The sequence below is a fragment of the Pseudomonas sp. BYT-1 genome (assembly GCF_023611805.1).
GTDB classification, from domain to species: domain Bacteria; phylum Pseudomonadota; class Gammaproteobacteria; order Pseudomonadales; family Pseudomonadaceae; genus Aquipseudomonas; species Aquipseudomonas guariconensis.
The window spans coordinates 1,623,523-1,636,174 of sequence record NZ_CP072559.1 but is presented as its reverse complement, the minus strand read 5'-3'; the positions used below and the strand labels follow the sequence as shown (position 1 = coordinate 1,636,174).

14 protein-coding genes are annotated in these 12,652 nt (G+C 63.6%); all 14 read right to left on the bottom strand.

Annotated elements, in window-relative coordinates; translation table 11 throughout:
- Positions 1-2 precede the first annotated feature (2 nt).
- On the bottom strand, positions 3-758 hold the full coding sequence (gene fliP, locus J5X93_RS07470) for a flagellar type III secretion system pore protein FliP (protein ID WP_043212790.1): 756 nt from the start codon (positions 756-758) through the stop codon (positions 3-5).
- Entirely contained in the window at positions 758-1,192 is a 435-nt protein-coding gene (gene fliO, locus J5X93_RS07465) for a flagellar biosynthetic protein FliO (protein ID WP_182818217.1), read from the bottom strand. Before fliO ends, fliP begins: the two co-directional genes overlap by 1 nt.
- 12 nt (positions 1,193-1,204) lie before the next feature.
- The gene (gene fliN / locus J5X93_RS07460; protein WP_043212852.1) at positions 1,205-1,669 is read right to left on the bottom strand and encodes a flagellar motor switch protein FliN; all 465 of its coding nucleotides are present in this window, start codon (positions 1,667-1,669) and stop codon (positions 1,205-1,207) included.
- A gap of 47 nt (positions 1,670-1,716) precedes the next feature.
- Positions 1,717-2,685, bottom strand: a complete 969-nt coding sequence (gene fliM / locus J5X93_RS07455) for a flagellar motor switch protein FliM (RefSeq protein WP_043212789.1) — start codon at positions 2,683-2,685, stop codon at positions 1,717-1,719.
- Positions 2,686-2,694: 9 nt separating this feature from the next.
- The gene (gene fliL, locus J5X93_RS07450; RefSeq protein ID WP_043212786.1) at positions 2,695-3,192 is read right to left on the bottom strand and encodes a flagellar basal body-associated protein FliL; all 498 of its coding nucleotides are present in this window, start codon (positions 3,190-3,192) and stop codon (positions 2,695-2,697) included.
- A 139-nt stretch (positions 3,193-3,331) separates the two neighbouring features.
- Positions 3,332-4,603 (bottom strand): flagellar hook-length control protein FliK, encoded by a 1,272-nt coding sequence (locus J5X93_RS07445; protein WP_182941468.1) that lies wholly within the window; start codon positions 4,601-4,603, stop codon positions 3,332-3,334.
- Between the two features lie 70 nt (positions 4,604-4,673).
- On the bottom strand, positions 4,674-5,021 hold the full coding sequence (locus tag J5X93_RS07440) for an Hpt domain-containing protein (RefSeq protein WP_043212781.1): 348 nt from the start codon (positions 5,019-5,021) through the stop codon (positions 4,674-4,676).
- Between the two features lie 60 nt (positions 5,022-5,081).
- The gene (locus J5X93_RS07435) at positions 5,082-6,773 is read right to left on the bottom strand and encodes an ATP-binding SpoIIE family protein phosphatase (RefSeq protein ID WP_182941470.1); all 1,692 of its coding nucleotides are present in this window, start codon (positions 6,771-6,773) and stop codon (positions 5,082-5,084) included.
- Positions 6,774-6,781: 8 nt separating this feature from the next.
- Positions 6,782-7,087 (bottom strand): STAS domain-containing protein, encoded by a 306-nt coding sequence (locus tag J5X93_RS07430; RefSeq protein WP_043212774.1) that lies wholly within the window; start codon positions 7,085-7,087, stop codon positions 6,782-6,784.
- Between the two features lie 97 nt (positions 7,088-7,184).
- Complete coding sequence (gene fliJ / locus J5X93_RS07425; RefSeq protein ID WP_182941472.1) at positions 7,185-7,637, bottom strand: flagellar export protein FliJ; 453 nt, start codon at positions 7,635-7,637, stop codon at positions 7,185-7,187.
- 6 nt (positions 7,638-7,643) lie between these two features.
- Positions 7,644-9,002, bottom strand: coding sequence for a flagellar protein export ATPase FliI (fliI, locus tag J5X93_RS07420; RefSeq protein WP_182943355.1), 1,359 nt, complete (start codon positions 9,000-9,002; stop codon positions 7,644-7,646).
- On the bottom strand, positions 8,992-9,768 hold the full coding sequence (gene fliH / locus J5X93_RS07415) for a flagellar assembly protein FliH (protein ID WP_043212766.1): 777 nt from the start codon (positions 9,766-9,768) through the stop codon (positions 8,992-8,994). The genes fliI and fliH overlap by 11 nt, the downstream gene beginning before the upstream one ends.
- A 90-nt stretch (positions 9,769-9,858) precedes the next feature.
- Positions 9,859-10,878 carry a flagellar motor switch protein FliG gene (fliG, locus tag J5X93_RS07410; protein ID WP_043212764.1) on the bottom strand — a complete coding sequence of 340 codons (1,020 nt, stop codon included), beginning with the start codon at positions 10,876-10,878 and terminating at the stop codon, positions 9,859-9,861.
- Positions 10,871-12,649 carry a flagellar basal-body MS-ring/collar protein FliF gene (gene fliF / locus J5X93_RS07405; RefSeq protein WP_070571548.1) on the bottom strand — a complete coding sequence of 593 codons (1,779 nt, stop codon included), beginning with the start codon at positions 12,647-12,649 and terminating at the stop codon, positions 10,871-10,873. Before fliF ends, fliG begins: the two co-directional genes overlap by 8 nt.
- Positions 12,650-12,652: the final 3 nt, after the last annotated feature.

Sequence of the window (12,652 nt, the reverse complement as noted above, 5' to 3'; positions counted from 1 at the left end):
CGTCAGACGCCACCGAAACTGCCGGCCAGGGTACCCATGATCAACGCCCAGCCATCGACCAGGACGAACAGCATGATCTTGAACGGCAGCGAGATGATCAGCGGCGAGAGCATCATCATGCCCATGGCCATCAGCACGCTGGCCACCACCATGTCGATGATCAAGAACGGAATGAAGATCATGAAGCCGATCTGGAACGCGGTCTTGAGCTCCGAGGTGACGAACGCCGGTACCAGGATGGTCAATGGCGCCTGTTCAGGGCTGGCGATGTCGGTGCGTTTGGACAGGCGCACGAACAGGTCCAGGTCGCTTTGCCGGGTCTGGGCCAGCATGAAGTCCTTCAGCGGCCCCTGGGCCTTGTCGATGGCCTGCTGGGCGGTCATCTGCTCGTTCAGGTAGGGCTGGATGGCGTCCTGGTTCACCCGGTCGAACACCGGGGCCATGATGAACAGCGTCAGGAACAACGCCATGCCGGTCAGCACCTGGTTCGAAGGCGTCTGCTGCAGGCCCAGGGCCTGACGCAGGATGGAAAAGACAATGATGATGCGGGTGAAGCTGGTCATCAGGATGACGAACGCCGGAATGAAACTCAGCGCCGTCATGATCAGCAGGATTTGCAGGCTGACCGAATACTCCTGCTGGCCGTCCGCCCCATTGGACAGGGTGATGGCCGGAATCGACAGCGGGTCGGCAGCCAAGGCCATCGGCGCAGCCAGCAGCAGCGCCAGGGTCAACAATGAGCGCAATGCGCCGGTCATCACTTCTTGTCCTTCTGATCCTTGCCCATCAGCTCGAGCAGCCGCTGGGCGAACTCCGGCGTGGCCGGGCGGGCACTGGCGGGCACCTCCACAGGCTCGGCCAACACGTGCAATGCCTCGATGTTGCCGGGCGAGTGACCGATGAGGATCTGCTCCTTGCCCACCTGCACCAGCAGCAGGCGGTCACGCGGGCCGATCGTCCGGCTGCCGATGATATCGATCACCTGTCCACCGCGCGGTGTCGCGCCCTGCATGCGGCGCAGCAACCAGGCAAGGGCGAAGATCAGGCCGACCACCAGCAACAGGCCGAAGACCATCTGTGCCAACTGCCCGCTGAGGCTGCCGGGTGCGGCCGCAGCGGGTGCCGCTGCCTGGGTGGCCGCGATCACCGTCTCGCTGACGAGCAATGCGCCGAAGGCCATCACGGCCCGCATCGACCCCTTCACTCAGCGCAGCTTCTTGATGCGTTCGCTGGGGCTGATCACGTCGGTCAGGCGGATGCCGAACTTCTCGTTGACCACCACCACCTCGCCGTGGGCGATCAAGGTGCCGTTGACCAGCACGTCCAACGGCTCGCCCGCCAGGCGATCAAGCTCGATCACCGAGCCCTGGTTGAGCTGCAGCAGGTTGCGGATGCTGATTTCGGTGCTGCCCACTTCCATGGAAATGTTCACCGGGATATCCAGGATCACATCCAGGTTCGGCCCCTCGAGGCTGACGTTTTCATTGGGCTTGGGGGAGCTTGCGAACTCTTCCATCGGCAGGCGGCCGGCGCCGGACTTGCCGCTGTCGGCAGCCAGCAGTGCATCGATGTCGGCCTGGCCGGCGTCGCCGGTTTCCTGCAGGGCGGCAGCCCACTCATCGGCCAGAGCCTGTTCCTCCGGGGAGGTGATTTCGTTTTCGTTAGCCATGATGTCCTCGACAGGCATTCAATTCGGAAGGAGCGACCGGCACGCCGTCAGCGACGTTCGATCGGGTCGATGATCTGCAGCGACAAGGTGCCCTTGTGCGAGCCCAGGCGCGCCTTGAACGACGGCACGCCGTTGGCGCGCAGCACCAGGTGCTCGGGCAACTCGACGGGGATCACATCGCCCGGCTGCATGTGCAGGATGTCGCGCAGCTTGAGCTGACGGCGGGCCACGGTGGCCGAGAGCGGCACGCTGACATCGAGCACGTCTTCGCGCAGGGCCTTGACCCAACGCTCGTCCTGGTCGTCCAGGTCGGACTGGAAGCCCGCATCGAGCATCTCGCGCACCGGTTCGATCATCGAGTACGGCATGGTCACGTGCAGGTCGCCGCCACCGCCGTCCAGTTCGATATGGAACGTCGAGACCACCACCGCCTCGCTCGGGCCGACGATGTTGGCCATGGCCGGGTTGACCTCTGAGTTTATGTACTCGAAGTTGACCGGCATGATTGCCTGCCAGGCTTCCTTGAGGTCGACGAAAGCTTGGTCGAGCACCATGCGCACCACGCGCAGCTCGGTGGGCGTGAATTCACGACCTTCGATCTTGGCGTGACGGCCATCGCCACCGAAGAAGTTGTCCACCAGCTTGAACACCAGCTTGGCGTCGAGGATGAACAACGAAGTGCCGCGCAGCGGCTTGATCTTGACCAGGTTCAGACTGGTCGGGACATACAGCGAATGCACGTACTCGCCGAACTTCATCACCTGCACGCCGCCGACCGCCACGTCGGCGGAGCGACGCAGCAGGTTGAACATGCTGATGCGGGTATAGCGGGCGAAGCGTTCGTTGATCATCTCCAGGGTCGGCATGCGTCCGCGGACGATCCGATCCTGGCTGGTCAGGTCATAGCTTTTGACGCCACCGGGCTCGGCGGCGCTTTCGGTTTGTACCAGACCATCATCGACGCCATGCAACAGGGCGTCGATCTCATCCTGGGACAGCAGGTCCTGCACGGCCATTTCGGGCTCCTACTGCAATACGAAATTGGTGAACAGCAGCTGGTCCACGACCGGCTTGCCGACTTCCTTCTGCGCCACTTCCTGGACCACCGCGGTGGCCTTCTGGCGCAGCATCTCCTGGCCTACCGGGCTGCTGGCCAGGGTGTCGAAACCTTGTCCCGAGAACATCATGACCAGGTTGTTGCGGATCACAGGCATGTGCACCTTGAGTGCGTCCAGGTCGGCCTGGTTGCGCCCCTGCATGGTGATGCTCACCTGCATGTAGCGCTGGCGACCGTTCTGGTTGAAATTGACCACGAAAGCCGGCGCCAGCGGCTCATAGATCGCCGCCGCCTTGACGTTGGCCTGGGCAGGATCGACAGCGGGTGCCGACTCGCTCTTGTGCATGACGAACCACGTGGCGCCCACCGACAGGCCTACGGCCAGCAGCAATGCGAGCACCAGCAGGAGGATCAGCTTGAGTTTGCCTTTAGTGGCGGGGTCTTTGACTGCTTCGCTCTTCGCCATGCCAATAATCCGTCGTCCATCGGGGTTTCAAAGAAGGATGACGTGGCTTGAGCAAGTGTTATGCCAGATTTGAGCCGAGCGGGAGCAACCGACAAGCGTAGGAGCTGGTGACGGCCTGAGATGGGCTGCGCCGCAGCCCTCAGGCGTAGTAATCGACGGCGCTGTCGCCGATCACCACCTGATGTTCGACCGGCTGTGCACCATCGGCCAGTTCACCATCGTCCTCGCCACCGGCCGTGGCGCGCCGCGCCGCGACCCCGGACAGGTTCGAACCCTCCTGCTGAGCCTGCTGTTGCTGCTGGCCGCGGGATTGATCGGCAACGTTGACATCAGGCTGGGCCAGACCCTGCTGGGCGAACAGTTCGCGCAGGCGATGCACCTGACTGTCCAGAGCGTCACGCACCCCGGCGTGACCACTGATGAAGGTGACCTGGGTAGACTGATCCGCCGCGACATTGACGCGGATGTCCAGGCGGCCCAACTCGGCGGGTTCGAGTTGAATGTCTGCGGACTTGAGGTTCTGGCTGGACAGGTACATGACGCGATTCACCAATCCTTCGGCCCAGGCGTTCTGGTTCATCGGCAGCGGCTGATGCAGTGGGCTGGGCGGTACGGCATTGGCGGTCTTGGGCGTTGCGGCCTGGGTCAGGCTGGCCAGGCGATTGGCGAAGTCGTCGACCCGCGTGTCGCTGCTGGCGCTCTTGGTATCCTTCAAGCCGTTATCGAGCAGCTCGCTGAAGGCTTTGTCACCTGGCTGCGAGGTGTCGCCTTCGGCTTGTGGTTTGTCGATCAGGCTCGCCAAGGTATTGACGGCTACCTGCCCATCGTCGGGCTGGCCGCTGTCACTTTGACTGGTGGGCGCCGCATGGGCGGAGATCGTCCCTTTGGCCTGTGCACTTTGTTCCAGGGCCAGGCGCAAGGTCGGCAGGTTGGCCAACGGATCGGCCGCAGGGTCGAAATCCTCCACGGCCGGCGCCTGCTCCGACGGCGTCTCGACAGGCGCGGCCTGAGGCTGCACCGCGGCCTGCAGCACAGGCGCCACTGCCTCTGCCTGCGCCTGAATCAATTGCGCGCCAGGCTGGGCATCGGTGACCTGCCCGGCCACGAGGCTGGCATCGAGCAAGCTCGATTCGCTGCTGTCGCTGGTTTGATCGACCATTGGCAAGCTTTTGCCGCCATCGGCAACCGGCTGCGTATCGGCAGGCTCGGTCTTGCCGTCGATCGCACTGTCGGATTTGTCCTTGGCCTTGGCTTGGGTCGCCTTGTCATCACGCCCCTGGCGGGCCATGACCTGATCGAAGCCCCCCGTCTGGGAGCCCGCCGCCTGCGGCTTGTCCGCCGTCTGAGCAGCCGCGCGCGATGGCTTGCTCACCACACTGGCTTGCAGCAAAGGATTGGATGCGACAGGCATTGAAAGGTCTCCGCGCCGAATAATCGTGAATCGTCCAGGCAAAGACAGGCAAAAGTCGCGCCAGGTTGCTTCAACCTGCGGAAATACGCGCGCGCTCGGCGCGGTAGAAGCGCTGAACCTCGAGATACTCCTGGTCGATCCGGTTGATCAGGTCCTCGATGCCATACAGAGAATGCTTTCGCACACGCTCCTCCAACTGCCGACACAGCTCGGCCAGGCCCACCGCGCCCATGTTGCCGCTGCTGCCCTTGAAGCTGTGGGCCGCCAAGCCCAGCTCCTCGGCGCTGCGGGCCCCGTGCAATTGGTCTAGGCGGCGCTCGGAGTCTTCCAGAAAAGTCTCGAGCAATTGCAGATACCCCTCCTCCATGACCTCTTGCAGGTCGCTGAGGATCTTCGGGTCGATATGCATGTCAGCCACTTGCTCACTCCTTTGATCAAGTCCATGGGGCCTGCTTGCGCAGGGTCCGGCGCCAGCTGCTCACCAACAGAATACCACCCGCGCACAACGTCCACCCTCAAGCCACTCGGCGCTCTGGCTGAGGCTGCGCACCAGGTTCAGTCCGCGCCCGCTCAACCCCTGGGCCTGCCGCTGGCTGGACAGCACCTGGGCAACGTCGAATCCCAGGCCGCTGTCGCGTACGTCGATCTTCAGACGCCCGCCCCTGGCCCAGGGTTCAACTTCCAGATCGATTCGCACGAAGCCGTCATCCTGCCGCGCCAAGCGAAGGCTACGCTCGCGGTAGTAGTCGGCAAATCCTTGGGCGTCGTGCTTGAGACGCGAATCCAGGCCAAGCACCCCATGTTCCAGGGCATTGGCGTACAACTCGCTCAGGACCGTGTGCAACAGGCCACCGTTTGGCCGCAGGCCATGGATCTCCTGCAGCAGTTGAACGAGGTATGGCACGGGATTGAAACGTTTCAAGCTTTCGCCACGCAATTCGAAGTGCAACGACCAATGCAACGGACCAGAACGGCTGGCCTCGCTGTCGGGCACGGCCGCTGGCGCCTGCCACTGGGGCTCGACCATGGACACGTCACACAGGCTGATATCGTCCCGGGGGCGCCCGCCAAAATGCTCCAGTGCTTGCATCAACTCCGGCAGCAACTGCGCCGGATCGCGATTGGCGCGCAGCACCTGCTCCAGGCGCTGCACGCCGAATAACCGCTCCTGGTCATCGCAGGTATCGACCACGCCATCGGAAAGCAGCAAAAGCCGCTCGCCCACCGCCAGCGGCAACACCTCGGTGCTGTCATCGAAGCGCTCTGGCGAGAGGATGCCCAGTGGCAGGTGCCTCGATTGCAGCGTGGCCAGCACCTCTCCTGTAGCGGACAAACGGTAACCATCCGGCATGCCGCCGTTCCAGACCTCCACCGTGCCACGTTGATAGCTCAGGTCGAGCATCAGGGCGCAGCAGAACATGTCCACTGGCAGGATGTGCTTGAGCTTGGCGTTCATCTCCCGCAGCGTTTCTGCGACACCATGACCCTTGGCGGCCATGCCGTAGAACACCTCGGCCAAAGGCATGGCGCCAATCGCGGCGGGCAAGCCATGGCCGGTAAAGTCGCCCAGCAGCACATGCAGGTTGCCGTTGGGGGTATAGGCCGCCAGCAACAGGTCGCCATTGAACAGCGCGTAGGGAGATTGCAGGTAGCGAATGTTGGGCGCGCGTAGGCATCCGGCATGGGCCACCTTGTCGAACACCGCCTTGGCGACCCGTTGCTCGTTGAGCAGGTGATGATGATGCCGGGCGATCTGGTCTCGCTGCTCGAGCACCGTGGCATGCAACCGACGCAGCCGATCCATGGCGCGGATCTTGGCGCCGAGGATCACCGCGCTGTAGGGCTTGGCCATGAAGTCGTCGCCGCCGGCTTCCAGGCAGCGCACCAAGGCGTCCTGCTCGTTGAGCGAGGTGAGAAAGATGATCGGCACCAGCGCTTCGCCGGCCAGCGCCTTGATCCGACGCGCCGCCTCGAAACCGTCCATCACCGGCATCAGCGCATCGAGCAGCACCAGCTGCGGCCGCCGTTCGGCGAACAGCGCCACGGCCTGCTCGCCGTTTTCCGCGGTGAACACTTCATGACCCTGGCGCCGGACGATCTGCGCCAGCAACAACCGGTCTGCCGCACCGTCTTCGGCGATCAGCACGCTCAGCGCCCGTTCGGCCGGCATGGCGACGCTCAACTGATATCGAACAGTTTTTCGAAATTGGAGATGGCGAGGATCTTGCGCACGTCAGGGCTGGTGTTGATCACGCTGATGCAGGCGTCTTCACCGCCCTCATGGTCGCGCAGCAACAGCAGCATGCCCAATGCCGAGCTGTCCAGGTAAGTGGCGTCCTTGAGGTCCACGACCACTGAGTCAGGGCGGACGGGTTGTCGTTCGTAGGCATTGCGAAATTCTTGATGCCTGCCGAAGTCAAACCGCCCTTTGACGGTGATCGTGAGTTTTTTCTCGTCCTGTGAAAAATCGGATTCGACAGCCATGCCAGCGATTCCTTCGATGATGATGGCGAATGCGATCCTAGTAGGTTTAGCAGGCGCTACCGGCAATCGCAAATTGGCGCAGATGCCAGCAAGACGGTTACAGGTGATGATGACGCGGCAAACGCTGGGATAATTCATCCAACAGCTTTTGCTCACGCTTGTCTTCCGCCCGCCGGGCTTCGTCGAGATATCGCTGCACCAGCTTGCGCAACCCCTCGACCCGCGCATGGGCCTGCTGCCAGATGCCCCGGGCATTGTTGAGGTTGTTCTGGTGCCAGGCCAGGCTCTGGCGCTGCTGAGTCATCGCCGTTTCCAACTGACCGAGAAAGCGTTGGTAGTTGACAAGCCAGTTGCCGTTAACCCCCTGTCCGCCGCGGTTGATCCACTGCAACTGATAGTCTTCGCGAAAACGCTCAAGCTCGGCCAGCTTGGCCTGGGCCTGGGCCAACTGCTGCTGGAAGTGGCCAAGGCGCTGGGCGGCCTTGCGCTCGGCCTCCTCGGCCATCTCCACCACCGGCGCCAGGCGCGCGGCTCGACTGGGCAAGGCCATGACCTATCAGCCGCCTGCAGGCGAAGCGAAGATGGCGCCGAGCTGCTCGCGGCTCTGGGCCATGCCGACGTTTTCCTGAAGGCCCTGACGCAAGAAGCCCACCAGGCTCGACTGCAAGGCGATGGCCTGGTCGGTCTCCGGGTCTCCGCCTGGCACATAGGCACCGACGCTGATCAGGTCGCGGCTTTGAGACAGGCGCGACCACAACTGCTTGAAGTGCTGGGCTTGGCGCAGGTGATCCGGATCGACAACTTGGGGCATGACCCGGCTGATGGACGCTTCGATATCGATGGCCGGGTAATGCCCTTCCTCGGCCAACCGCCGAGACAGCACGAAGTGGCCATCGAGCACGCCGCGCGCCGCATCGGCGATAGGGTCCTGCTGGTCGTCACCTTCGGACAGCACTGTGTAGAAAGCAGTGATCGAGCCACCGCCTGGCTCGCCATTGCCCGCGCGCTCGACCAGCTTGGGCAGTTTGGCGAACACCGAAGGCGGATAGCCGCGGGTCGCCGGCGGCTCGCCGATGGCCAGGGCGATTTCCCGCTGGGCCTGGGCGAAACGGGTCAGCGAATCCATCAGCAGCAGAACGTTCTTGCCTTTGTCACGGAAATATTCGGCAATTCGCGTGCAGTACATCGCCGCGCGCAGGCGCATCAGTGGCGCATCGTCGGCAGGCGAGGCCACCACCACCGAGCGCTTGAGCCCTTCCTCACCGAGGATGTGCTCGATGAACTCCTTCACCTCGCGGCCCCGCTCGCCGATCAGCCCGACCACGATGATCTCGGCCTCGGTGAAGCGCGTCATCATGCCCAGCAATACCGATTTACCCACACCGGTACCGGCGAACAGGCCCAGACGCTGCCCACGCCCCACCGTGAGCAGCCCGTTGATGCTGCGGATACCCACGTCCAGCGGCTGGCTGATCGGGTCGCGGTTGAGCGGGTTGATGATCGGGCCGTCCATCGGCACCCAGTCTTCGGCTTTCATCCCACCTTTGCCATCCAGGGCACGCCCGGCACCATCGAGCACTCGCCCGAGCATGCTCATGCCCATGGGCAGCCGACCGCTGTCGTCCAAGGGCACGACGCGCGCCCCGGGCGCGATACCCGCGATACTGCCCACCGGCATGAGGAAGACCTTGGCGCCGGAAAAGCCCATGACCTCGGCCTCGACCTGCACCGGGTGGTAGCTGTCGTCGTTGATCACCAGGCAGCGACTGCCGACTGCGGTGCGCAGGCCTTCGGCCTCCAGGGTGAGGCCGACCATGCGCAGCAAGCGCCCCTCCACCACCGGTTGGTCCGGTAATTTAACCGCCGCCGCATAACCGCTCAGGCGCTTGCCGAAGCTGGTGCGCTCAAGACGCATCGCCATGCTCCGGGATGCTTGTTTCCAGCTCAAGGGCAAGATCCGGCGCGGCCGGGTGCAGGGACTGGTCGTGCAATTGGTCGAACAATTGCGCCAGCGCCTTTTCCAGGCGCGTTTCCATGGTCGCATCGATGCGGCTGTGCAGCGTTTCGATCCGGCAACCGCCAGGCAACAGCGACTCGTCCTCGAGCAGCTTCCAACGCTCTTCGTGGCGTTCGCGCAGGGCCTTGGCCAGCTCGAAATCCTGAGGGTTCAGATGGATGCGGATATTCTCGGCGCCCATGGGCAGCAGCTTGAGCGCCTCGCGCAGCACATGGGTTATCTGGCTCGAATCGCTGCGCAGCTCGCGACCGATCACCTGACGAGCCATGTGCGCCACCAACTGCACCAGGCCACGCTCGATCTGGGTGTCCTGTTCGGCGATAGGTTCGAGCAGTTGCCCCATCAGTTGTTCGAGGCTGGCCAGCTTGGCCGCCAAAGCCACCTCGGCCTCCTGACGCACTTTCAGCTGGGTACTGTGGAAACCTTCGCGCTCACCGGTGGCGAACCCTTCGTTGTAGGCCTCCTGACGGATCGCTTCGAGCTCTTCGAGGGTCAGTGGCTGGACTTCCTCCAGCGGCACCTCCTCGATCTCTTCCTCGACGATCTCAGGTTCCGGTTCAGGCTCCGGCTCTGGCTCCGGGTCGAAGCTGGGCAACGCCCAGACATCGACGCCCTCAAGATCGCGGGCGCGGATCAGATCGCTGAGGTGTTCATTGGTGGACATGTCAAAACCTCATGGCTACGAGCTGCACGCTTGCAGCGACAAGAAAAGGCCATACGCTTTTCTTGCCGCTCCAAGCGTGCCACTTGCGGCTTAAATCATTTCTTCGGCGCCTTTGCCGCCAAGCACGATCTCGCCGGCCTCGGCCATACGCCGTGCGATGGTGAGGATTTCCTTCTGCGCCGTCTCCACGTCGCTGACCCGCACCGGCCCCTTGGCCTCCAGGTCGTCGCGCAGCAGTTCCGAGGCGCGCTTGGACATGTTGCGGAAGATCTTGTCCTTGACCTTCTCGTCGGCGCCCTTGAGCGAGACGACCAGCACGTCGGAGGACACCTCGCGCAGCAGCGCCTGGATGCCACGATCGTCGACGTCGGCCAGGTTGTTGAAGACGAACATCAAGTCTTCGATCTGCTCGGACAGGTCGCCGTCGATATCGCGGATCGCATCCATCAGCTGGCCTTCGACCGAACTGTCGAGGAAGTTCATGATGTCCGCGGCGCGCTTGATACCGCCCAGGGTGGTGCGCGCGGCATTGGAGTTGCCGGAGAACTGCTTCTCGAGGATCTGGTTCAGCTCCTTGAGCGCCGCCGGTTGCACGGTATTGAGCGACGAGACGCGCAGGATGATGTCCAGGCGCACCTTGTGGTCGAAGTTACTCAGCACCTCACCGGCTTGGTCCGGGTCCAGGTAGGCCACCACGATGGCCTGGATCTGCGGGTGTTCGTAGCGGATGACATCGGCCACGGCACGCGGCTCCATCCACTTGAGGCTGTCCAGGCCACTGGTGTTGCCACCCAGCAGGATGCGGTCGATCAGGCCGTTGGCCTTGTCCTCGCCCAAAGCCTGGTTGAGCATCTTGCGGATATAGCCGTCGGAGCCCACGCCCAGGCTGGTCTGGTCGCCGACGATTTCGACGAACTCGCTCATCACCTGCTCGACCTGTTCGCGATGGACGTTGCCCATCTGCGCCATGGCCACACCGACCCGCTGCACTTCCTTGGGCCCCATGTGTCGCAGGACCTGGGCGGCGTCGGTCTCGCCCAGGGAGAGCAGCAGGATCGCCGCCTTGTCGACGCGGCTCAGCTTGGCGGTAACGGCTCGGTTGTCACTCATCGGCGTTGATCCACTCTTTCACGACCTGGGCCACGCGACCCGGGTCTTCGGCCACCAGGCCTTTGATTGCGTTCAACTGTGCTTCATAGCCCTCGCTCGGGCTCGGCAACAGAATGCTTTGCGGGCCACCCAGGGTGACGCGGTCGTTGGCCAGTTCGCCATCCAGACCGATCATCCCGCCCAGCTCCATGTCGCTGTCGGTGGCGGCCTGCTTGCCGCCACCTGTGATGTTGTTGAGCACCGGACGCAGCACACCGAATACCAGCACCAGGATGAACACGACACCCAGCACCTGCTTGACGATGTCCCAGAACCAAGGCTGCGAGTAGAACGGAATGTCCTCCAGCTCCGTGCCACGGTCAGCGGAGAACGGCACGTTGACCACGGTCACGCTGTCGCCACGGCTGGCATCGAAGCCCACTGCGTCCTGCACCAGGCGAGTGAAGCGCGCCAGGTCCTCGGCACCCCATGGGGCGCGGGTGGCTTCGCCGGTGGCGGCGTCGACCTTGACCTGGTCGTCCACTACCACGGCCACCGACAGGCGCGTCAGGCGGCCCTGCTGCTGACGGGTGTGGCTGATGGAGCGATCGAGCTCGAAGTTCTTGGTGGTCTGCTGACGCTTGTCAGCCGGGTAAGGCGCCAACATCGGCTGGCCAGTGGCCGGGTCCATGATCTGTTGGCCATTGGCGTCCACCAGTGGCTGGCCTGGCTGGATCGCACCGGCAGGCGGCGCCGAGGCGGTGGCATTTTCAGGCGCCGAGGCACCGGCCGGCGGCTGGTTGCTCAGGGCACCGGGCACGCCTTGCGGGGGCTGGCTGCTGGAGCGCTGTTCATTGACCGACTGCTCGCTGCGAAGCGCTGGCTGATCTGGGTTGAACTGCTCGGAGGTGGACTCGACCGCGCTGAAGTCGACGTCGGCCGATACCTCGGCCTTGTAGCGGTCGTTGCCCAGCACCGGCTGCAGGATGTTGTGCACACGCTGGGTCAACAGGCCTTCCATGCGGCGGCTGTAGTCGAACTGCTTGCCGGCCATGGTCAAGGCGGTGTCCTGCAACTGCTCGGAGAGCAGGTTGCCCTTCTGGTCGACCACGGTCACCTGGGACTTGTCCAGTTCCGGCACGCTGGTGGCCACCAGGTTGACGATGGCCATGACCTGGCCGGCCTCCAGGGCGCGTCCCGGATACAGCTCGACCAGTACCGATGCGCTGGGCTTGCGCTCGTCGCGCACGAACACCGAGCTCTTGGGAATGGCCAGGTGGACACGGGCGGCCTTGACGTTGTTCAGGCTCGATACGGTACGCGCCAGTTCGCCTTCAAGGCCCCGACGGTAGCGGGTGGCCTCCATGAACTGGCTGGTACCCAGGCCCTGCTCTTTATCGAGAATCTCGAAGCCGATGTTGCCATCGCTTGGCGCGACACCGGCAGCAGCCAGCTTAAGGCGCGCGCGGGAGAGATCGTCGGCCTTGACCAGCAAGGCGCCGGAGTTGGGCTCCACGCGGTAGCCGATGTCCGCGGAGGCCAGGGTGTCCATGACCTGCTTGGCATCCAGGCCCGCCAGGCTGCCGTACAGCGGCCGGTAGTCCGGTTGCTGCGACCAAAGCACCACGGCGAAGCCGATCGCCACGCTCGCGGCCAGTCCGACCAGCAGGCCGACCTGACGCAGCATGGGCATCTGCGAAATGTTTTCCAGGAACGACATGCCGAACAGCGGCGGCTTGGGCGCTGGCGGACCACTCTTGGCGGGGGGATTGTCGACGACTGCTTCAGCCATGGC